This is a genomic window from Micromonospora sp. WMMC241 (assembly GCF_027460165.1).
Classification (GTDB): Bacteria; Actinomycetota; Actinomycetes; order Mycobacteriales; family Micromonosporaceae; genus Micromonospora; species Micromonospora humi.
This window is the reverse complement of sequence record NZ_JAPZBF010000001.1, coordinates 6,033,223-6,053,202: the sequence shown is the minus strand read 5'-3', so window position 1 is coordinate 6,053,202 and position 19,980 is coordinate 6,033,223. Positions and strand designations below refer to the sequence as shown.

At 73.3% G+C, this 19,980-nt stretch carries 19 protein-coding genes and 2 pseudogenes; 13 read left to right on the top strand and 8 right to left on the bottom strand.

What is annotated here, in order from left to right; all coding sequences use genetic code 11:
• Positions 1 to 10: 10 nt before the first annotated feature.
• Together O7598_RS27425 and O7598_RS27420 are read left to right on the top strand one after the other, a co-directional pair.
• Positions 11 to 859, top strand: a complete 849-nt coding sequence (locus tag O7598_RS27425; RefSeq protein ID WP_269694115.1) for a GNAT family N-acetyltransferase — start codon at positions 11 to 13, stop codon at positions 857 to 859.
• Between the two features lie 336 nt (positions 860 to 1,195).
• Positions 1,196 to 2,146 (top strand): zinc metalloprotease, encoded by a 951-nt coding sequence (locus tag O7598_RS27420; RefSeq protein ID WP_269694114.1) that lies wholly within the window; start codon positions 1,196 to 1,198, stop codon positions 2,144 to 2,146.
• Positions 2,147 to 2,195: 49 nt separating this feature from the next.
• On the opposite strand, the gene O7598_RS27415 is transcribed toward O7598_RS27420, so the two are convergent.
• Positions 2,196 to 3,875, bottom strand: coding sequence for a DNA repair helicase XPB (locus O7598_RS27415; protein ID WP_269694113.1), 1,680 nt, complete (start codon positions 3,873 to 3,875; stop codon positions 2,196 to 2,198).
• A gap of 173 nt (positions 3,876 to 4,048) precedes the next feature.
• On the opposite strand from O7598_RS27415, the gene O7598_RS27410 reads away from it, so the two are divergent.
• Complete coding sequence (locus O7598_RS27410) at positions 4,049 to 4,924, top strand: L,D-transpeptidase family protein (RefSeq protein WP_269694112.1); 876 nt, start codon at positions 4,049 to 4,051, stop codon at positions 4,922 to 4,924.
• Between the two features lie 113 nt (positions 4,925 to 5,037).
• The gene (locus O7598_RS27405) at positions 5,038 to 5,271 is read left to right on the top strand and encodes a hypothetical protein (protein ID WP_269694111.1); all 234 of its coding nucleotides are present in this window, start codon (positions 5,038 to 5,040) and stop codon (positions 5,269 to 5,271) included.
• Between the two features lie 4 nt (positions 5,272 to 5,275).
• On the opposite strand, the gene O7598_RS27400 is transcribed toward O7598_RS27405, so the two are convergent.
• Positions 5,276 to 7,741: a helicase-associated domain-containing protein gene (locus O7598_RS27400; protein ID WP_269694110.1), complete on the bottom strand. Its 2,466-nt coding sequence runs from the start codon at positions 7,739 to 7,741 to the stop codon at positions 5,276 to 5,278.
• Between the two features lie 37 nt (positions 7,742 to 7,778).
• Between O7598_RS27400 and O7598_RS27395 the strand changes: the two genes are divergently transcribed.
• Positions 7,779 to 8,402, top strand: coding sequence for an HAD family hydrolase (locus tag O7598_RS27395; protein WP_091062662.1), 624 nt, complete (start codon positions 7,779 to 7,781; stop codon positions 8,400 to 8,402).
• Positions 8,403 to 8,430: 28 nt separating this feature from the next.
• Positions 8,431 to 8,817: a cold-shock protein gene (locus O7598_RS27390; protein WP_073826071.1), complete on the top strand. Its 387-nt coding sequence runs from the start codon at positions 8,431 to 8,433 to the stop codon at positions 8,815 to 8,817.
• On the opposite strand, the gene O7598_RS27385 is transcribed toward O7598_RS27390, so the two are convergent.
• Positions 8,778 to 9,608, bottom strand: a complete 831-nt coding sequence (locus O7598_RS27385) for a 1,4-dihydroxy-6-naphthoate synthase (RefSeq protein ID WP_269694109.1) — start codon at positions 9,606 to 9,608, stop codon at positions 8,778 to 8,780. The two genes, O7598_RS27390 and O7598_RS27385, sit on opposite strands and share 40 nt — an antisense overlap.
• 323 nt (positions 9,609 to 9,931) lie before the next feature.
• On the opposite strand from O7598_RS27385, the gene O7598_RS27380 reads away from it, so the two are divergent.
• The gene (locus tag O7598_RS27380) at positions 9,932 to 10,816 is read left to right on the top strand and encodes a GNAT family N-acetyltransferase (protein WP_269694108.1); all 885 of its coding nucleotides are present in this window, start codon (positions 9,932 to 9,934) and stop codon (positions 10,814 to 10,816) included.
• On the opposite strand, the gene O7598_RS27375 is transcribed toward O7598_RS27380, so the two are convergent.
• From O7598_RS27375 to O7598_RS27370, 3 genes and pseudogenes are all read right to left on the bottom strand, one after another.
• Complete coding sequence (locus O7598_RS27375; protein WP_269694107.1) at positions 10,788 to 11,438, bottom strand: futalosine hydrolase; 651 nt, start codon at positions 11,436 to 11,438, stop codon at positions 10,788 to 10,790. The genes O7598_RS27380 and O7598_RS27375 overlap by 29 nt on opposite strands.
• Positions 11,435 to 11,605: pseudogene (locus tag O7598_RS31505) on the bottom strand (MFS transporter); the annotation flags it as partial. The gene O7598_RS27375 and the pseudogene O7598_RS31505, both read right to left, overlap by 4 nt.
• A 96-nt stretch (positions 11,606 to 11,701) precedes the next feature.
• Positions 11,702 to 13,105, bottom strand: a pseudogene (locus tag O7598_RS27370) (MFS transporter); the annotation flags it as partial.
• A 65-nt stretch (positions 13,106 to 13,170) separates the two neighbouring features.
• Here O7598_RS27370 and O7598_RS27365 point away from each other — a divergent pair.
• Positions 13,171 to 14,010: a DUF3027 domain-containing protein gene (locus O7598_RS27365; RefSeq protein WP_269694105.1), complete on the top strand. Its 840-nt coding sequence runs from the start codon at positions 13,171 to 13,173 to the stop codon at positions 14,008 to 14,010.
• A 4-nt stretch (positions 14,011 to 14,014) separates the two neighbouring features.
• Here O7598_RS27365 and O7598_RS27360 read toward each other — a convergent pair whose 3' ends face one another.
• Positions 14,015 to 14,230 (bottom strand): DUF2530 domain-containing protein, encoded by a 216-nt coding sequence (locus tag O7598_RS27360; RefSeq protein WP_425412829.1) that lies wholly within the window; start codon positions 14,228 to 14,230, stop codon positions 14,015 to 14,017.
• A gap of 138 nt (positions 14,231 to 14,368) precedes the next feature.
• Here O7598_RS27360 and O7598_RS27355 point away from each other — a divergent pair, with 138 nt between their 5' ends.
• The 5 genes from O7598_RS27355 to thpR all read left to right on the top strand — a co-directional run bounded on the left by O7598_RS27355 (position 14,369) and on the right by thpR (position 18,901).
• The gene (locus O7598_RS27355; RefSeq protein WP_442929898.1) at positions 14,369 to 15,850 is read left to right on the top strand and encodes an NCS2 family permease; all 1,482 of its coding nucleotides are present in this window, start codon (positions 14,369 to 14,371) and stop codon (positions 15,848 to 15,850) included.
• 61 nt (positions 15,851 to 15,911) lie between these two features.
• Entirely contained in the window at positions 15,912 to 16,361 is a 450-nt protein-coding gene (locus O7598_RS27350) for a MarR family winged helix-turn-helix transcriptional regulator (protein ID WP_189193212.1), read from the top strand.
• 69 nt (positions 16,362 to 16,430) lie between these two features.
• Entirely contained in the window at positions 16,431 to 17,717 is a 1,287-nt protein-coding gene (locus tag O7598_RS27345) for an MFS transporter (RefSeq protein WP_269694103.1), read from the top strand.
• 112 nt (positions 17,718 to 17,829) lie between these two features.
• Positions 17,830 to 18,339, top strand: a complete 510-nt coding sequence (locus O7598_RS27340) for a hypothetical protein (protein ID WP_269694102.1) — start codon at positions 17,830 to 17,832, stop codon at positions 18,337 to 18,339.
• A gap of 4 nt (positions 18,340 to 18,343) precedes the next feature.
• Positions 18,344 to 18,901 carry an RNA 2',3'-cyclic phosphodiesterase gene (gene thpR / locus O7598_RS27335; protein WP_269694101.1) on the top strand — a complete coding sequence of 186 codons (558 nt, stop codon included), beginning with the start codon at positions 18,344 to 18,346 and terminating at the stop codon, positions 18,899 to 18,901.
• A gap of 61 nt (positions 18,902 to 18,962) precedes the next feature.
• Here thpR and O7598_RS27330 read toward each other — a convergent pair whose 3' ends face one another.
• A complete protein-coding gene (locus O7598_RS27330; protein WP_269694100.1) occupies positions 18,963 to 19,949 on the bottom strand; it encodes an aldo/keto reductase in 987 nt (328 codons plus the stop codon).
• Positions 19,950 to 19,980: the final 31 nt, after the last annotated feature.

Here is a 19,980-nt window from a genome sequence, read left to right as displayed (position 1 = left end):
GAGGAACACGGTGGACGGGTTGACCTGGCGGGAACTGGGCGAGGCGGACCTGCCGGCGCTGGCCGGGCTGGCCGAGGCGGCCCTCGCCGTCGACGGCGGGCTGCCGCTGCTCACCACCGCACCGTTGCTGCGGGCGCGACTGCTGCAACCGCGTACCCTCGGCGCCTGGCGCGGGGGTGACCTGGTGGCCGCCGTGAGCGTCGGCGCGGACCGCAACCCGGTCACCGCCACCGGGCTGGTGCATCCGGCCTGGCGGGGCCGGGGGATCGGCGCCCGGCTGCTGGACCGGGCCGAGGAACAGGCCGGCGGCGCGGACCTGCTGCTCACCACCGAGACGTGGACGGCCGATGCGGAGGCGCTGTTCGTCGCGCGTGGCTACACGCGGACGTTCCTGGAATGGGTGCTGCGGCACGACCTCGACGCGCCGCCCGACGTGCCCGCGCCGGACGGCGTGACGGTGGAACCGGCGACGCTCGGGCCGGAACTGTTCGACGCCTACCGCGCGTCGTTCGCCGACCGGCCCGGGTTCGTCGAGCCGGCGGCGGACGAGTGGCTGGGCGACCTGCGCGACGACGAGGACTACCGGCCGGAGCTGTCGCTGATCGCGCGCGGGCCGGACGGCGAGGCGGCCGGCTTCGTCACCGTGCTCGGCGACTGGATCGACCAGGTCGGCGTGGTGCCCGGCTGGCGTGGCCGGCGCATCGGCGCCTACCTGGTGGCGCGCGTGCTGCGCGGGCTCGCCGAGGCGGGCGCGGACGCCGCGTGGCTCTGCGTCAACGACGACAACCCGGCGGCCGGGCTGTACCGCCGGCTCGGGTTCCGCGACGCCGGCCGTCGCGCCCGCTACCTGCGCCGCTGACCGGCGGCGGCGTCGTGATGACGTGGTCGGTCCGGGCGTGGGCCGCCGGACGCCCGGGCGTGTCGCCCAGAAAAGAAGTAAGCCTGAGAGCGACATACCTCAGGGTCATAAATATGACCCTGAGGTATGTCGCGTAGGAACACACATTCTCCGGGAGCTGTCACGCAGCGTGGTCAGCGCCGCATCACCGAGAGCGACGATAACGCGGCGCCGAGCGGTGCCGGGGGTGTTGTGAACGCCGTTGACGTGGTCTTATGTCGGGACGACGACGTCATCGATCCGCAGCGTTGACAACCCCGCGTCGGTGTTCCTTCCTGCCTCTCGAAAGGTGCAGCGATGCACAGGAAACCGACCATCCACCTCGCAGTGCTCGCCGCTGCCGCCGCCACGTTCCTCACCGCCGGCGGCGGGCCCGCCACCGCCTCCGCCGCCCCGACGACGCCGGCGGCGACCTGCGCGCCCGGCGCCGATTCGCACAGCGCCGCCCGGGTCCGGGAGGGCGCCACCGCCCAGGAGCCGGCGCTCTACTCGACGAACGAGGCCAAGGCGTACGGCGTGATCAAGGATGTGCCGCGCCTGGCCAACGGCAGCGTCACCGTGCCGACGATCTTCCACATGATCTCGGACCACCCGCTGAGCGCGGCCGAGAAGACCCGCTGGAACACGCTGATCGCGGCGCAGATGACCGTGCTCAACGACTCGTACGCGGGCCGGACCGCGGCCGACGCCTCGGACACGCCGTTCCGGTTCTCGCTGGTCGACACCACGTGGACCGTGAACAGCGCCTGGTACACGGTGGTGCCCGGCAAGAACGAGCGGGACATGAAGAAGGCGCTCTACACCGGCGACTCGCGCACGCTCAACGTCTACGCGGCGAACATCGGCGGCGGGCTGCTCGGCTGGGCGTACTTCCCGAAGGGCTACAACAACGGCCGCGACTACATCGACGGCGTGGTGATGCTCGACGAGTCGATGCCCGGCGGCACGGCCGGCAAGTACGCGCTCGGCGACACGCTCACCCACGAGGTGGGGCACTGGCTGATGCTGGAGCACACGTTCGCGCACGGCTGCTCCGCCTCCGGCGACTTCGTGGCCGACACGCCGCGTGAGGCGGCGCCGCAGTTCAACTGCCCGGTCGGCGCGGACACCTGCACCGCGCCAGGGCTGGACCCGATCCACAACTTCATGGACTACACGCAGGACTCCTGCATGAACATGTTCACCCCGGGCCAGGCCGACCGGATGAGCGACGCCTGGGTCGCGTTCCGGGCCGGCGGCAAGGGCTGACCGACGTCCGGTGGGCCGCGGAACCGCGGCCCACCGGCGTCCGCACCGGTCAGTCGACCGTCGGCAGCGGAGGGCCGAGCACGTCGTCGGCGTCCACGATGGTGTACGCGTACCCCTGCTCGGCGAGGAACCGCTGCCGGTGCGCGGCGTACTCGGTGTCGATGGTGTCCCGCGACACCACGGTGTAGAAGTGCGCCTGCCGGCCGTCGGCCTTCGGCCGCAGCACCCGGCCCAGCCGCTGCGCCTCCTCCTGCCGCGACCCGAACGTGCCGGACACCTGGATCGCCACCGCCGCCTCCGGCAGGTCGATGGAGAAGTTCCCCACCTTCGAGAGCACCAGCGTCCGCAACGAGCCGGAGCGGAACGCGTCGAACAACCGCTCGCGTTCCTTGTTCGTGGTCGACCCCTGCACGATCGGCGCGTCCAGATATTCGCCGAGCTGGTGCAACTGATCGAGGAAACCGCCGATGACCAGGACCTGCTCCTCCGGGTGCCGTTCCACCAGGGCACGGACCACCGGCAGCTTGGTGCGGGCGGTCGCCGCCATCCGGTAGCGCTCCTCCGCCTCCGCCGTCGCGTACGCCATCCGCTCCGCGTCGGTGAGCGTCACCCGTACCTCGGTGCACTCCGCCGGGGCGATCCAGCCCTGCTGCTCGATGTCCTTCCACGGCGCGTCGTACCGCTTCGGGCCGATCAGGCTGAACACGTCGCCCTCCCGGCCGTCCTCGCGTACCAGAGTCGCGGTGAGGCCGAGCCGGCGGCGGGCCTGGAGGTCCGCCGTGAAGCGGAAGATCGGCGCGGGCAGCAGGTGCACCTCGTCGTAGACGACCAGGCCCCAGTCGCGGGCGCCGAACAGGTCCAGGTGGGTGAACGCGCCGCCGCGCCGCGAGGTGAGCACCTGGTACGTGGCGATGGTGACCGGGCGGATCTCCTTGCGCTCGCCCGAGTACTCGCCGATCTCCTCCTCGGTCAGCGACGTGCGGGCGATCAGCTCGCGCTTCCACTGCCGGCCGGCCACCGTGTTGGTCACCAGGATCAGCGTGGTCGCCTTCGCCTCCGCCATCGCCGCGGCGCCGACGAGCGTCTTGCCGGCGCCGCACGGAAGCACCACCACGCCGGAGCCGCCGGCCCAGAACGCCTCGACCGCCTCCCGCTGGTAGGAGCGCAGCGTCCACGGCTTGCCACCGTCCTTGCCGGACTCGGCCAGCTCGATCTGGTGCGCCTCGCCGTCGACGTAGCCGGCCAGGTCCTCGGCCGGCCAGCCGAGCTTGAGCAGCGCCTGCTTGAGCCGGCCCCGCTCGGACGGGTGCACCGCGATGGTGTCGTCGTCGAGCTTCGCGCCGAGCATGCCGGCGAGCTTCTTGCTCTTCGCCACCTCGATCAGCACCACCCGGTCCAGGGCGCGCAGCACCAGCCCGTGCGCCGGGTCGTTGGCGAGTTGGAGGCGGCCGTACCGGTCCATGGTCTCGGCCACGTCCACCAGCAGGCCGTGCGGCACCGGATAGCGGGAGTACTTGATCAGGGTGTCGACCACGCCCTCCGCGTCGTGGCCGGCGGCCCGCGCGTTCCACAGGCCCAGCGGGGTGAGCCGATAGGTGTGCACGTGCTCGGGGGAGCGCTCCAGCTCGGCGAAGGGCGCGATGGCCATCCGGCAGGCCTGCGCGTCCGGGTGGTCGATCTCCAGCAGCAGCGTCTTGTCCGACTGCACGATCAGTGGTCCGCCGCTCACGCCGCGTCCTCCTCGCATCGTCAGGGATCCGTGCCCGCACGGCGGCTGACCTGCCGAAGGCGGACCATCCAGTGTTGCACGCCGGAGAACACCGGAAAAAAGTCTCGCCGGACAGGCAACGTCATACTCGCCCCACACGTCTAGCAAGCGGGACAACTGACCAGGGAGGGCCCATGCAGCGTGTCCGGTTCTTCGCCCGGGTCGCCGGCCTGGCGGTGGTCGTGCTGGTCGGCGTCGGCGCATGCGCGCTCGATCCGCAGACGGAGGGCGCCGGGGTCACCACCCCCGCGCCGGTCGGGCTGACGGAGGAAGCATCGGGGGCGAGCGCGCCGCCCACGCCCGAACAGACGGCGACGTCCCCGTCGGCGCAGCCGAGCCGGACGGCCACGCCGAAACCCTCCCGGTCTCCGACGGCGACCGCCGCCCCGAAGCGCACGCCGAAGGCATCCCGGCCCGCCGGGTGCCCGCAGGGGGAGCACCAGCGGGCCGTGGAGAGCTACCTGAGCCGGCTGGGCGGTTTCGGGACGCTGACCGTGGACGGCACGCAGTCGGCCGCCGACTGCACCGCGATCAAGAAGTTCCAGATCCGGTACGGCATCAGCCCGGCCTCCGGGCGCGCCGGCCCCACCACGTACGACGTGGCGAAGCGGCTGGCCGACACGGAGGTGTCGCGCTGCCGGGCCGGTTCCCGGCTCACGTTCTGCGTCGACCTGACCCGGCAGACCGTGTGGGCGATGCGCGGCGGGCGGGTGGTGCTCGGCCCGACCGTCACCCGCACCGGCATGTCCGGCTACGCCACACCGGCCGGCACCTACTCCGTCGGCGGCCGGAACCCGCGCGAGTGGTCCAACCCGTACGAGGTGTGGCTGCCCTACTGGCAGCAGTTCAACGGCGGGATCGGCTTCCACGAGACCACCACCTACCTGCACAACGGCGCGATCGGCTCGCACGGCTGCGTGAACCTGCTGCACCGCGACGCGGTACGCCTCTGGGAACTGGGCTCGATCGGCACCCGCGTGGTGGTGATCGGCCGCCGCCCCGGCACCTGAGCCCGCCCGCCCCGTGACCGGACCGCCCGGATCAGGGTTTTAACCCCTGTCCGCGCGGTTCGGTCGGTGCCACTCTGGAAGCCGGGTCCACCACGGGGCGGGGAGGGGCTGGCATGACCGTCGATCAGGACGTGCTTCCCGAGGACGAGCGGACGCAGCAGCAGGTCTCCACGGGGGCGATGGTCGGTTACGCGGCCGCCGCCGTGGGCGTGTTCGGTTGGTTCCTGTTCGGGCTGCTGGTGCAGCGGCAGGGCTTCGTCGACTCGGTAGGCGAGTCGGCCGGGGCGGCGTTCGCGCTGCTGCTGGCCGTCTCGGTGATCGGCACGCTGCGACGCAACGGGGAATAGCCGTTCACTCCTCCAGCACGGCGGCCGTGATCCGGTGCAACGCGAACGTGTGCAGCATCTCGGTGCGGTCGTCCTCGGCGCGCAGGTAGCCGGCGCCGATCGAGACGGGCCGGACCAGCCGGGAGGCGGTCGCCCCGTGTGCGTCGACGTAACCGACCCAGACCAGCGCCTTGTCGCGTACCGCCTGCTGGAGCACGGCCAGCGCGTCGCTGTGCCCGGTCACCGGCGTCGGGCCGGTGGTCGCGGTCGCGCCGCGGACCACCGCCGGGGCCCGCCGCGCCACCCGGGCCGCCATGTCGCCCCGGCGCATGTGCTCCACCACGCCGAGCAGGCGGGGCATCGGCAGCTTCGGCGTGGCCAGCGGGTCCACCGCGCGACTGGTGAGCGGTGTCCGGGCCGGTGCCCGCCGGGTCTTCGGCCGGGCCAGCACCGTCGCGCCGCTGGCGTCCTCGGGCACCGGGGCATACCCGGCGTCGCGCAACGCCAGCAGCATCCGGTTCACCTGGTAGGGCGTGACCAGCACCGTCGGGGCGAGCCGGCGGAACGCCAGCGACTCCAGCCGCCGGTCCGCCTGCACCTCGGTGAGCAGCGCCTCGTCGTCGCTGCGCACGTACCCGCCGGCGGAGCCGACCCGTAGCCCGCCGTGCTTACGGGCCACGTCGTCCACCAGGTAGGTCAGGCCCTGCGGCACCGGGGTGCGGGACCGGCGCCGGAACAGCGCGTGCAGGTCGTCGGCGGTGTAGCCGGCGTCCAGGGCGCGCCGGATGCTCGCCGTGGTGACCCGGTGCACGCTCGCCCCGCCCGCCGACTCGTGCTCGGCCACCACGTCCAGTTCGGCGGCGAGCGCCGGGTCGGGCGGGCCGGGCACCACCACGCTCAGGTCGGCCTGCACGAGCACGTGGTCGACCGGGGCGGGGAGCAGCCCGTCCAGTGCGCGTACCGCCGTGGACGGGTCACCCGACTCGGCGTCGGAGCGCAGCCCCAGCGGGTCGTCGCCGCGCTCGTCGGCGTCGGCCAGCTCGGCCAGCAGCAGCCGCCCGTACGAGGTGAGCGCGCCCAGCCCGGTCACCCCGAGCCGGGCCGCCTCGGTGAGCACCTCGCGGTGCGCCGTCTCCCGCCCCCGGGCCCGGCGGGGGGCCCGCCAGTCCAGCAGTTCCAGCACCTCGTCCGGGGTCGGCGCGGTGGCCTGTGGCAGGTCGGCCAGCACGGCGAGGACCGCGCGGCGGGCGGCCGGCGAGCCGGCGCGTTCCGCCTCGGGCGAGAGCACCGAGATCGGCCGGTCCCGGTCGTCGCGCTGGCCGACCAGGCCCACCTGGCGGGGCATCGCCAGCCACGCCCGGGCGAGCTGCTCCCAGCGCTGGGCCAGCGACGCCGCCCGCCACACCTCGTAGCCGCCGGTGGGCAGGATCTGCTGGTCGCCGCCGTAGCGGGTGGTGGCCGCGCCGGTCAGCTCCAGCTCGCCGGTCAGCCCCGCCGCGTACGCCACCTCGAAGATCAGCGCGGTGGTCGGTTCGTCCAGCCCGAGACCGCGGGCGAGCCGGCGCAGGTCGCGTACGCCGACGCCGCCGGAGCGCAGCACCGGGGCCGGCTCGACGACCAGCGCCTCCAGCAGCGCCTCGGTGTGCCGGACCACCTCCATGGTCTGCCCGGCGCCGGCCGAGTCGACGGCCTTGATCTCGCGGGGCGGGCCGGAGACCTCCGGCGGGCTGGTGCGCAGCGGGCCGAGGGGTCCGGCGTCGCGGCGCAGCACCAGCCCCACCTCGCGGGGCAGTTCGACGGTGCCGTGCGGGCCGCCGGACATCCGCACCAGCAGCCGGTGCTCGACCAGCCAGCGGATCGGGGAGCCGGTGGGCGCGCCGCCGTTGACCAGGTCGGGCGGGAGCACGTCCTCGACGCCGGTGGCGGGCGCCTCCAGCGCGCCCGGGGCCACGGTGCCGACCGGCGGCCCGGCGGCGAGCCGGTCCAGGACCGCCCGGGCCGAGGGCGGCGCGGCGAGCAGCGTCCGCCGCAGCTTCGCCGGGTCCGCGCAGAGCGCCGCCGCGCGGGGGTCCAGCTCCGCCGCCGGCCGGCCCAGCCCGGCGGGGTACGGGGAGACCTCGTCGACGCCGCCGACCACGTACAGGTCGTGCTCGGGGCCGTACAGCAGGAACCGGGCCCGGAGCCGGTCGATCGCGGCGCGGACCGCGGTCGGGGCGGGCGGGTGCGGCCCGGCGGTGGCCATGGCGAGGATCTGGTCGGTGGAGGTGGCGCCCTCGGGGCCGCGGGTGAGCCGGGCGGCGTCGAGGATCTGCAGGGTGAACTGGTCCAGTCCGTCGAGGGCACGGGCCACCGAGACCCGGGACTGGGCGCGCAGGGCGAGGGCGGACACATCGGTCGGCACCGGCACGACGAGGTCAGGCCGCAGCTGGAGCAGGGCGGCCAGGGACTCGTCGGGGAGGGCCCGCAGGTGGTCGGCGAGTGAGGTGGTCATCGTCGTACCACGCTAGCCCGCTGGGTAGGTTCTCGGCATGTCTCCGCTGATGGTCGGCTTCGACCTCGACATGACCCTGGTCGACTCCCGCCCGGGCATCGCCGCCGCCTACCGGGCGTTGACCGAGCGTACCGGCGTGCCGGTGGACGCGGAACTGGCCGTGTCCCGGCTCGGCCCGCCGCTGCGTACCGAGCTGGCGCACTGGTTCCCGCCGGAGCGGATCGAGGAGGCGGTGACGCTCTACCGCGAGCTGTATCCGGCGTATGCGATCACTCCGACGGTGCCGATGCCGGGTGCGGAGGCCGCGTTGCGCGCGGTGCACGAGCGCGGCGGGCGGGTGATGGTGGTGACGTCCAAGATCGGGCGGTTGGCGAAACTGCACCTGGACCACCTGGGGCTGGCCGTCGACGAGCTGGCGGGGGACCTGTTCGCCGAGCAGAAGGCGACCGCGTTGCGGGAGCACGGCGCGACGCTCTACGTGGGCGACCACGTGGCCGACATGGCCGCGGCGCGGGCGGCCGGAATCCCGGGCGTGGGAGTGGCGACCGGCCCCTGCCCGGTGGCGGAGTTGAGCGCGGCGGGCGCCCACCTGGTACTCAATGATCTTGTCGAATTCCCGAAGGCGGTCGACCGGATCATCGGGCTAGCCTTGGAGGGGTAGACGGTTCGAGTGGAGCGGGGTTCGACAGGTGCCGACGGGTCGAGTGAAGTGGTACGACGCGGCCAAGGGATACGGGTTCGTCACCAGTGACGAGGGTGGCGACGTGTTCCTGCCGAAGGGCGCGCTACCGGCGGGTGTCGCCGACCTCAAGGGTGGCCAGCGGGTCGATTTCAGCGTGGTGGACAGCCGGCGGGGCGCCCAGGCCATGGGCGTCAAGCTGCTGGAGGCGCCGCCGTCCGTGGCGGAGCTGCGTCGCCGGCCGGCCGAGGAACTGCACGGCCTGGTCGAGGACATGATCAAGGTGCTGGAGGCGAAGGTGCAGCCGGACCTGCGCCGGGGGCGTTTCCCGGATCGCAAGGCCGCGCAGAAGATCGCTCAGCTGGTCCACGCGGTGGCGCGCGAGCTGGAGGTCTGAGGGACGAGCCCGGCGTCGGCGGCCCGGCCCAGCAGCGCGTCCACGGCGGCGAAGCCGGCCTCGCCCAGGTCGGCGGTGAACTCGTTGACGTAGAGGCCGATGTGCTGGTCCACCACGTCGGGCTCCATCTCCTGCGCGTGCGCGAGCACGTACCCGCGGCTGGCCTCCGGGTCGGCCCAGGCCTGCCGCACCGACTCGCGGACCCATCCGGCGGCCTCGACGGGGTCGACCGCGCCGCGGCGGGCCAGGATCGCGCCGAGCGGGATCGGCAGCCCGGTGTCGCCCTCCCACCACTCGCCCAGGTCGACCAGGGCGGTCAGCCCGTGCCGCGGGTAGGTGAAGCGCGCCTCGTGGATCACCAGGCCGGCGTCGTACCGGCCGTCCGCGACGCCCGGCATGATCTCGTGGAACGGCACCACCTCGATCCGCTTCGGCGCCTGCCCGGCAGCCCAGAGCCGGAACAGCAGGTACGCCGTGGTCCGCTCGCCGGGCACCGCCACGGTCGCCCCGGACAGGTCGGCCCGGTCGCCCCGGGTCAGCACCAGCGGGCCGCAGCCCCGGCCCAGCGCGCCCCCGCAGGGCAGCAGGTGGTAGTCGTCGAGCAGCCAGGGCAGCGCCGCGTAGCTGACCTTCACCAGGTCGAACGCGCCCCGCTCGGCGGCCGTGTTGGTCACGTCCACGTCCGCGTAGGTCACCTCGACGGCCGGCGCGCCGGGCACCCGCCCGTGTACCAGAGCGTCGAAGACGAACGTGTCGTTGGGGCAGGGGGAGATCGCCAGGGAGAGCGCCACGCCCCTACCGTAACTCCGCCGGCTGCGAGGTCGGCCGGCCCGGCACTCGGGGCGGCCGGAGCGAAGGCTCCTGCTGGCTGCCTTTCGAGCTGATATCAGGAACGACTCAGGCCTGACCGCTGTCCCTGCGCCGCCATCCATGCCACTGGGCGGGCGCGCCGCTTGAGGTCCGATGCGGTGGCGGCGACATCACCAACGACTCAGCTCCAAAGGGACCCAACTATCCACATCCCTGTCCCGCGACCATGCCGATGTCCACAGGGTTATCCACAGGGGCGGCCACGCTGTTGAGGAGGCGGCCCCCGGCTCGGGACCATGATGCGGTGGCTGATCCGATTCCGCCGGCCGATCAGGGGATCGACCTGGGTGACCTGCTGCGCCGGCTGCGGCGGCGGGCCGACCTGAGTCAGCGGGAGCTGGCCGCGCGAGCGGGCCTCCCACAGTCCGCGGTCGCCCGGATCGAGTCCGGCCGGGCGACCGATCCGCGTTACCGCACGATCGAACGGCTGGTGCGGGCGGCAGGTGGCGGAATGGGTGTCGAGTTCGAGCGCGGGCACGACACGCGGGCGACTCCGTCGACCGAACCGGGGCCGGTGCCGCATGACGACATGCGCGACCAGGCGGGCCGCCACTATCCCGCCCATCTCGACGTCTGGAAGGTTTGCGAGCCCCGGGACTGGCCGGGCGCGTGGTGGGCCGAGTGGTACGCGTTGCCGCCGCGGCTCTGGCCGTTGCCCCTGCCGCCGGCGAGCTACCGGTTGAACCGCGACTACCGGGACGAGCGCCGGGCGCGTGCGCGGGTCCGCCGGTCGGTGACCGTGCGGCGGGTGACCGGTCCGACCGTGCCGGCCACGGCCTGGCGGTTCGTGGCGGAGATCCCTGGCGGTGAGTTGATCGGTGAGTTACGGGCGCACGACGAGAGCCCGCATCTGCGGTGGGGTGACGGCCTGCCGCTGGAGGAGCCGGAGGCCGTACTCGATGGAGTGCTGGTGATGGCCGCCTACCGGCGGTTGGGGATCGGCCGGCGCCTGGTCGATGCGTTGATCGCGGCGATCGCCGCGAGCCGGGGCGCGGTCTGCGTCCGGGCGTTGACCGAACAGGCGGGAATCGATTTCCTGCACGCGTGCGGCTTCGAGATCGAGGCGAGCCGGCCGGCGGCGATGCGGTTCGACCAGACGGTCAGCGGAGTGCGGCGGCGGCGGTGGTGAGCGCGGCGAAGGCGTCGCGCATGCGCCAGGCGTCGCGGTCGCGGGGGCCGATCGGGTTGGAGATCGTGCGCAGCTCGGCGAAGGGCACGTCGGCCAGGGCGGCGGCGACGGCCACGCCGTACCCCTCCATGGCCTCGGCCACGGCGTCCGGGTGCCGGTCGGCGAGGGCCGCCGTGCTCTCGGCGGTGCCGGTCACGGTGCCGACCGTGAGCACCGTGCCGACGGTGGCCGCCGGCAGCGCGGCGCGCAGGGCGACCAGCAGGGTCGGGTCGGCGGGCACGGTCCGGCCGACGCCCAGCAGTTCGGGAGCCATGCCCAGCTCCTCGACCGGGATGAAGCCGGCCGGTGACTCGGCGCCGAGGTCGGCGGCGACGCTGCGGTCGGCCAGCACGGTGCCGCCGACCGCGACCCGGTCGACGAAGCCGCCCGCGATGCCGGCGCTGACCACCGCGCGGTACGGCCGCCCGGCCGCCTCGGCCAGCGCCAGCAGCCGGGCCGTGGCGGCGGCGGCGACGGCCGGGCCGACGCCGACCGGTCGCACCGTCACGCTCGGGTCGGTGAGGCCGGCGCGGACCGCCTCGGCCTCGGCGGGCACCGCCGTGACTACCAGCAGACCGCTCACGCCACCGGCCCCCGGGGGTCGCGCCGGTTCTCGTCCTCGGCCGCGCCGGGGCCGCCGACCGACGAGGAGGGGCGGTAGATGTGGAAGCCGGGCGGCGCCAGGCCGTCGTCGTCCGGCACCGGCGGGTCGACCCGCTGCGGCGCCGGCGAGGTGGGCGCCGGATCGTCGAACGAGGTGACGGCGGGTTCGCGCGACGCGGTGCCGGTCGGCCGGCGGAACGCGGTGCCGGCGGCCTCATCCGGCGCGTCGGCCGGCGGCATCGCCGCCAGCTCGTCGTCGCCGAGCGGCCGGCCGGCCAGGTGCTCGCCGCGCAGGCGGCTGGCGACCAGGACCCCGCGCAGCGCCACCAGCACGGCCACGCCGGCGGCGACCGCCACCCCGATCAGCCCGGTGAACGGCACCAGCCCGAGCCCGCCGCCGGCCACGAACGCGAGCATCAGGGCGGTCTCCGAGTGCGCGAAGGAGCTGGCCCGCAGCCGCTCCGGGATCCGCTCCTGGATCGAGGCGTCCACCGCCAGCTTGGCTATCCCGCTCATCAGCGCCGCCACCAGGCAGAGCAGCGCCACCATGGGCAGCGAGAACTTGATCGCGGCGAGCAGTGCCACGCCGGCCACGATGATCGTGCCGCTGGACTGGATCGCGGTCGGCCGGTGGATCCGCAGCCGGGTGCCGAGCGCGGTGGCCAGGAACGTGCCGACCGCCAGCGCGCCGCCGACCAGGCCCAGCGCGGCCTGGTCGCTCAGCTCGCGGCCGAAGAAGTCGGTGGTCAGGTCGCCGGCCTTGATGGCGAAGGCGAGGAACAGCAGCAGGAAGCCGTAGAGCCCGCGCAGCGCGGCGGCACCGATCAGGGTGGCGATCACCAGTCGACCGGCGGGGCGGCCCCGGCCCAGCGGGCGCTCGCCGTCGCGGCGGCGCATCGCGCGCAGCGGGTGCGGCATCCGCTCCGGCGGCTCCGAATCGGCCTTCGGCGGCAGCCGGAGCGAGATCACCATGCCGAGCAGGAAGATCACCGAGGCGACCCGGAGCGGCCACTGCGGCCCCAGCCAGAACGCGGCCAACCCGATCGGGGCGACCAGCGCGCCGGCCACCGTGCCGTAGACGCTGGCCCGGGCACCGACCTGGGACAGCCCCAGACCCTCGGGGAGCAGCCGGGGCACCGCCGCCGAACGGGCCACCCCGTAGGCGCGGGAGAGGGCGAGCACCCCGAACGCCGCCGGGTAGAGCCCGAGACCGCCCATGTAGTCGGAGATCAGCCAGGCCAGGAACGCGCGCCCGAGCATGGTGGTGGCCAGCGCGTACCGGCGGCCGTGGCGGAAGTGGTCGAGCAACGGGCCGACCACCGGGGCGAGCATGGCGAACGGGACCATGGTCACCAGCAGGTAGAGCGCGACCTTGTTGCGGGCCTCGCCCAGCGGCACGTCGAAGAAGATCGTCCCGGCCAGGCCGATGGCGATGAGCGTGTCCCCGGCGCAGGAGAGCGCGTGCAGGTCGAACAGGCGGACCATGCCGACCTCGTTGCCGGCGCTGCGGGCCCGGGCGGTGCCGGCCCGGCGGGTCATCCAGCGCCCGCCGTGCAACGACCCCCGCAGCAGGAGGCGGGTGGCGCGGATGCCGGTGCCGACGGTCCGCCCGAAGAAGGAGCGGCCGGAGCGGGAGGACAGCGCCATGTGTCCCATCCTCGCCCATCCGCCCCGCGCGCGCCGCATCACCCGGAGAGAACCCGCCTACGGGCATGGGGAACAATGGAATGGTGACCAGGCCCGTATCCGCCCGCGCTCCCCGGCTCGACCAGGTCTGCGCCGCCGCCGTCGAGGTGGCCCGCGACGCCATCACCGAGGTGGAGCCGACCGACGTCGGCGACCACCTCCAGGCCGTCGCCGAGGGCGACCGGGTCGTCACCCACTACTTCGAGTGCCGGATGGCCGGCTACCGCGGCTGGCGGTGGGCCGTCACGGTGACCCGGGTGGCGCGTAGCAAGCACGTGACCATCTGCGAGACCGTGCTGCTGCCCGGCCCCGACGCGCTGCTCGCCCCGGGCTGGCTGCCCTGGCAGGAACGGCTCCAGCCCGGCGACCTGGGCCCCGGCGACCTGCTGACCACCTCGGCCGACGACGAGCGGCTCGCCCCGGGCTACCTGCTCTCCGACGACCCGGCCGTGGAGGAGACCGCCTGGGAGCTGGGCCTCGGCCGGGCCCGGGTGCTGTCCCGGGAGGGGCGCGCCGAAACCGCCCAGCGCTGGTACGACGGCGACCACGGGCCGGACGCCGCCATCTCGACCGCCGCGCCGGCCGCCGCCCGCTGCGGCACCTGCGGCTTCTACCTGCCGCTGGCCGGCTCGCTGCGGCAGTCCTTCGGGGCGTGCGGAAACTTCTTCGCCCCGGACGACGGCCGGGTGGTGAGCGCCGACCACGGCTGCGGCGCGCACTCGGAGACGCTCGTCGGAGCGGTCGAGACGCCGGTCGACGAACTGCCCACGGTCTACGACGACAGCGCGGTCGAGGCGATGTCGGTCAGCCGCGCGCCCGGATCGGTGGAGGCGGCCGAGCCGGCGGAGCCGTACGGCCACTCCTGACCGGTCAGCGCTGACGCTCGGCGGCCGCCCGACGGCGACGCCGGTTGGCATCGTGCCGCATCATCGTGGCCAGGCCGGGAAAGCCCCACAGAAAACCGGCGAGGCAGGTCCAGAGCCAGTTCTGGTGGCCGTGCGCGGTCAGCCAGTCGCGGAAGAAGAGCAGCAGCACCAGGCCGGCCACCGCCCAGGCGATCAGCCCGGCGACGGCGAACGGCACCATCGGCGGGTCGAGCGGCTCGGGCCGCGGCTGCTGCTCCTGGGGCACCGGCCCAGCGTACGTGATCGTCCTTCCCTGTCCGCCGGGTGATCTGGCACGATGCGCGCGACGAGACCGGTCGATCAACCAGATGAGGACCCGATGTCCATTGCTCCGCCGGCGGACCACGGCACACCGCCCGACCCCGCGCACCCGCGTAACGCGTTCGACCGCTTCTTCGAGATCTCCGCCCGCCGGTCGACACCCGGACGGGAGATCCGCGGCGGCTTCGCCACGTTCTTCACGATGGCGTACATCGTGGTGTTGAACCCGCTGATCCTCGGCGGTGCCGAGGACGCGGACGGACGTACCCTCGCCATCCCGGCGCTGGCCGCGGCGACCGCCCTGGTCGCGGGCCTGATGACCATCCTGATGGGGGTGGTGGCCCGGTTCCCGATCGCGCTGGCCGCCGGGCTGGGCGTCAACGCGCTCGTCGCGTTCGAGATCGCGCCGCAGATGACCTGGGCGGACGCGATGGGCCTGGTGGTCATCGAGGGTGTGCTGATCGGCATCCTGGTGCTCACCGGGCTGCGCACCGCGGTGTTCCGCTCGGTGCCGACGCAGCTCAAGACCGCGATCGGCGTCGGCATCGGGCTGTTCCTGACCATCATCGGCCTGGTCGACGCCGGGTTCGTCCGGCGGGTGCCGGACGCGGCGAACAGCACCGTGCCGGTCGGGCTGGGCATCAACGGCAAGATCGTCAGCTGGCCGATGCTGGTGTTCGTGGTGGGCCTGCTGGTCACCGTGGTGCTCGTGGTCCGCCGGGTCCGGGGCGCGATCCTGATCGGCATCCTGTCCTCCACGGTGCTGGCCATCGTGGTCGAGGCGATCGGCAACATCGGCCCCTCGTTCGTCGACGGCAAGCCGAACCCGAAGGGCTGGGCGCTGAACGTGCCCGAGCTGCCGAAGCAGGTGGTGGACCTGCCGGACCTGTCGCTGCTGGGCAACTTCAACGTGCTCGACTCGTGGACCCGGGTGGGCTGGCTGGTCCCGCTGATGTTCGTCTTCACGCTGCTGATCACGGACTTCTTCGACACCATGGGCACGATGGTCGCGATCGGCCAGGAGGGGGACATGCTCGACGAGCAGGGCACCCCGCCCCGGGCCAAGGAGATCCTGCTGGTCGACTCGATCGCCGCCGCCGCGGGTGGCGCGGCGTCGGTGTCGAGCAACACGTCGTACATCGAAAGTGCCGCCGGTGTCGGCGAGGGTGCCCGGACCGGGGTGGCCAACCTGGTCACCGGCCTGCTGTTCCTGCTGGCCATGTTCCTGGCGCCGCTGTCGGCGATCGTGCCGTTCGAGGCCGCGTCGACGGCGCTGGTGGTGGTCGGCTTCCTGATGATGACGGCGGTCCGGACCATCGACTGGACCGACTACGAGATCGCGATCCCGGCGTTCCTGACGATCGTGCTGATGCCGTTCACCTACTCGATCTCGAACGGCATCGGGGCCGGCATCATCAGCTACGTGCTGGTGAAGCTGGCGAAGGGCAAGGCCCGGGAGGTCCACCCCCTGCTCTACGGCGTGGCTGCGCTCTTCGTCCTCTACTTCCTGCGCGGGCCGATCGAGTCCGTGCTGCTCTGACGCTGGTGAGCCTGGTCATAACGCGTGTCGTTAGCCAGGCTCATTAGTTAGGCTAACTAGTGTGACGGAGCGGACGGTGACGGCGAAACGCGTGCCACCGGCGCAGCTGGCCCCCCAGCTGCGAGATGCGATCACCCGGCTCAACCGGCGGGTCCGACAGGCCCGACCGGTCGGCGACCTCACGGTCACCCAGCTGTCGGCGCTCACCAGCCTCAAACTGGCGGGCGCCCTCACGCCACGGGAACTGGCCGACGTCGAACGGGTGCAGCCACCGACGATGACCAAGATCGTCGCGAAGTTGGAGGAGCGCGGCCTCGTGCAGCGCACCCCCCATCCGACCGACGGACGGCAGGTCATCCTGGCGGCGACCGAAGGGGGACGGGCCGTGCTCGACCAGTTCGAGCGGGCCCGCAACGAATGGCTGGCCAGCCGGCTGGCCGCGCTCACCGAGGAGGAACGCGACACGCTGCGGCGGGCCGCGGACATCCTCCAGGGGATCGCTCGCGCCTGACACCGGGTCGCGCGGTCCGCTTCGTCCGTTGTGGATGAGGCGTACCCGACGCGAGGAGGCGCACCTAGAGTGCAGGCCAAGCTGAGCACGATGTTCCAGTCCCTACGAGTCCGCAACTACCGACTCTTCGCCACCGGACAGCTGATCAAACTGATCGGCGTCTGGATGATGTTCATCGCCCAGGACTGGCTCGTCCTCGAGCTGAGCGACAACTCCGCGACCGCCCTCGGCGTGGTCACCGCGTTGCAGTTCACCCCCGTACTCCTGCTCACCCTGCTCTCCGGCCGCCTCGCCGACCGGTACGACAAGCGGATGCTGCTCTTCGTCGCCAACGCCTTCTGGACCGTGCTGGCGCTCGGCATGAGCGTGATCGTCCTCACCGGCCTGGTGCAGCTCTGGCACGTCTTCGCGTTCGCCGCCCTGCTCGGCGTCGCCAACGCGGTGGAGACCCCGGTACGGCAGGCCTTCGTCTCCGAGCTGGTCGGCGTGCCGCTGCTGCCGAACGCGCTCTCGCTCAACGCCGCCGTGTTCAACTCCGCCCGAATCGTCGGCCCCGCCGTCGCCGGCCTCGCCATCGCCGCCTTCGACGTCGGCCCGGTCTTCATGTTCACCGCGCTCAGCTCGATCGCCCCGCTGGTCAACGTGGTCCGGATGCGCCCGGCGGAACTGCACCGCAAGGACCTGCCGCCGACCGGCGAACGGGACCAGGCCCGGGTGATCGACGGCCTCCGCTACGTCGCCCGCCGCCCCGACCTCCTGCTGCCCATGGTCGTCATGTCGGTGATCGGGATGAGCCTGTTCAACTTCCAGCTCACCCTCGCCGCGCTCGCCAAGACCGTGTTCCAGACCGGCGCCGCCTCGTTCGGCCTGTTCAGCACCGCGCTGGCGGTCGGCGCGCTGGTCGGCGCGCTCGCCGGCACCGGCCGGCGCAGCCGGCCCTCGGTCTGGCTGGTGCTCGGCGCGGCGGTCGGCTGCGCCAGCTTCGGCACGCTGGTCGGGCTCGTACCCGCGTACTGGATGGTGGTGGCGCTCCTGCTGCCCACCGGGTTCTTCATGATCTTCTTCGCCCAGGCGGCCAACCAGCGGGTGCAGCTCGGCGTCGACGCGTCCTTCCGGGGGCGGGTGATGTCGCTGTGGGTGCTGGTGTTCCTGGGCACCAACCCGGTCGGCGCGCCGATCATCGGGTGGACGGCCGAGCGCTTCGGCGCCGGCGCGAGCATCTGGATCGGTGGGCTGATCTCGCTGGCCGCCGCGTTGCTGGCGCTCACCTGGCAGCTGCGCCGCTCCGGTGCCCGGCTGCGCCTGCGGGTGCTGCCGATGCCGCGCTTCTACGTGGTGTCCGCCTCCGCCGAGTGAAAGGCGGGGCCCCCTCTTAACGCATTCCGCATAGGCGGGGGCCCCGCTTAACACCCGGGTCGGTTTTGGCAAACGGGTGGCGGGTGGGTGCGGCAGGGCTTAGCGTCGATGTGTGGGATTGGGGCAGGGTTTGCTGCTGGCGCTGGCGATCCTCGCCGTGTGCTGCCTGCCCGCCCTCTTCGCGTTGATCTTCTGCGCCGACGAGATCCTCGACCGGGTCGCCTGCGGCTGGGCCGAGTGGCGGGAGCAGCGCCGTGAGCGCCGCACCATCGCCCGCCTCGACCGGGCCATCGAGGCCGAGGCGCTGACCCGCGACATCGACCTCACCGAGTTCGAGCGGGAGGGTCGCCGCCCGTTGGAGCAGCTCGCCGTCGACCTGCGCCGGCTCGGCGGCCACCGGCTCGCCGCCGCCGACCGCTCGGTCGTGTGGCACGGCGCGGTCATCGAGGCGTACGACGAGCGGCTGCGCGCCGCCTGCCGCGCCCTCGGCATCGTCGAGCACCTGGCCGAGCTGGACGGCGTCGACCGGGAGATCGAACGGGTCCGCGTCGAAGGGCTGCTGCACGCCGCCGGGCTGACCCTGCCGGCCGCCCGGGCGGCGCACCACCAGCGACACCGCTGACCGGGTGCGGCTCTTCGCGGCGATCTACCCGCCCTCGGCGGCGGTCGCCGACCTGACGGTGCGGGTCGCCGAGCTGCGGGTCGCCGCCGCCCCGGGCGTCCGGCTCGCCGACCCGGCCCACCTCCACCTCACGCTGGCGTTCCTCGGCGAGGTGCCGGACGAGCGGCTGGTCGAGGTGGAGAGCGCGCTCGGGCTGGCCGCGGAGTCGTTCCGGGACGGCCGGGGCAGCTCGCCCCGGCTGCGTCTCGGTGGTGGGGGCAGCTTCGGCCAGGGCCGGTCCACGGTGCTCTGGGTGGATGTGGCGGGCGAGACCGAGGCGCTGGGCACGCTCGCCCGGCTGGTGCGTGACGGGTTGCGCCGGGCCGAGCTGCCGTACGACGACAAGCCGTTCCGGGCCCACCTGACCATCGCGCGTCCCGGCGACCGCGTCGACGTGCGGGCCGACCGGGAGGCGCTGCACGGGTACGCCGGCCCGGGCTGGTCGGCCGACGAGCTGGTGCTGGTCCGCAGCCACCTCGGCCGCCCCGCGCGCTATACCCGTCTCGCCGCCTGGCCGCTCTGACGCCTGTTAACAGGGGCCCCCTCCTATGCGGAATGCGTTAAAAGGGGGCCCCTCCTTGCACCTACCAGGCCCAGGCCTCGGGGCCGGGGCCGCCGTTGCCGACGGGCGGGAACAGCTCGTCGAGGCGGGTCACTGTCGCCTCGTCCAGCCGGACGTCGAGCGCGCCCAGGTTGCGGTCGAGCTGGTCCATGGTGCGCGGACCGACGATCGGCGCGGTCACGCCCGGCCGGGAGAGCAGCCAGGCCAACGCCACGTCCGCCGGGTCGCTGCCCAGGTCGGCGCAGAGCTTCTCGTACGCCTCGATGGTGTTCCGGTGCTCGGCCAGCGCGTCGGCCGAGCGGCCGGACGTGCCCCGGGCGGCGCTGCCGTCGGCCATCTTCCGGATGATGCCGGAGAGCAGCCCGCCGTGCAGCGGCGACCAGGGGATGATGCCCAGCCCGTAGTGCTGCGCGGCCGGGATCACCTCCAGCTCGACGTGCCGGGTGAGCAGGTTGTAGATGGACTGCTCGGAGACGAGGCCGAGGAAGTTGCGCTTGCCGGCCGCGGCCTGCGCCTGCGCGATGTGCCAGCCGGCGAAGTTGGACGACCCGACGTAGAGCACCTTGCCCTGCGCGACGAGCGTCTCCATCGCCTGCCAGATCTCCTCCCACGGCGTGGTCCGGGAGACGTGGTGCATCTGGTAGAGGTCGATGGTGTCGGTCTGGAGGCGCCGCAGTGAGTCCTCGCAGGCCCGGATGATGTGCCGGGCGCTCAGGCCCTGGTCGTTGGGCCACTCGCTCATCTTGCCGTAGACCTTGGTGGCCAGGACGACCTTGTCGCGGCGCCCGTCGCCCTGGGCGAACCAGCGGCCGACGATCTGTTCGGTGACGCCCTCGCCCTGCTTCCAGCCGTAGACGTTCGCGGTGTCGAAGAAGTTGATCCCGTGTTCCAGCGCCCGGTCCATGATGGCGAAGCTGTCCGGCTCGTTCGTCTGCGGCCCGAAGTTCATGGTGCCGAGGCAGAGCCGGCTCACCGACAGGCCGGTGCGTCCCAGGTTCGTGTACTCCATGGGTCCACCCTGGCACGCGGGCACTTCGAGT

Bases quoted from the DNA above. Each gene is read 5' to 3' on its own strand.
- O7598_RS27420 (WP_269694114.1), top strand. From the start codon at position 1,196: ATGCACAGGAAACCGACCATCCACCTCGCAGTGCTCGCCGCTGCCGCC.
- O7598_RS27410 (WP_269694112.1), top strand. From the start codon at position 4,049: ATGCAGCGTGTCCGGTTCTTCGCCCGGGTCGCCGGCCTGGCGGTGGTC.
- O7598_RS27405 (WP_269694111.1), top strand. From the start codon at position 5,038: ATGACCGTCGATCAGGACGTGCTTCCCGAGGACGAGCGGACGCAGCAG.
- O7598_RS27400 (WP_269694110.1), bottom strand. From the start codon at position 7,741: ATGACCACCTCACTCGCCGACCACCTGCGGGCCCTCCCCGACGAGTCC.
- O7598_RS27395 (WP_091062662.1), top strand. From the start codon at position 7,779: ATGTCTCCGCTGATGGTCGGCTTCGACCTCGACATGACCCTGGTCGAC.
- O7598_RS27365 (WP_269694105.1), top strand. From the start codon at position 13,171: ATGGGGAACAATGGAATGGTGACCAGGCCCGTATCCGCCCGCGCTCCC.
- O7598_RS27360 (WP_425412829.1), bottom strand. From the start codon at position 14,230: ATGGTGCCGTTCGCCGTCGCCGGGCTGATCGCCTGGGCGGTGGCCGGC.
- O7598_RS27355 (WP_442929898.1), top strand. From the start codon at position 14,369: ATGTCCATTGCTCCGCCGGCGGACCACGGCACACCGCCCGACCCCGCG.
- O7598_RS27330 (WP_269694100.1), bottom strand. From the start codon at position 19,949: ATGGAGTACACGAACCTGGGACGCACCGGCCTGTCGGTGAGCCGGCTC.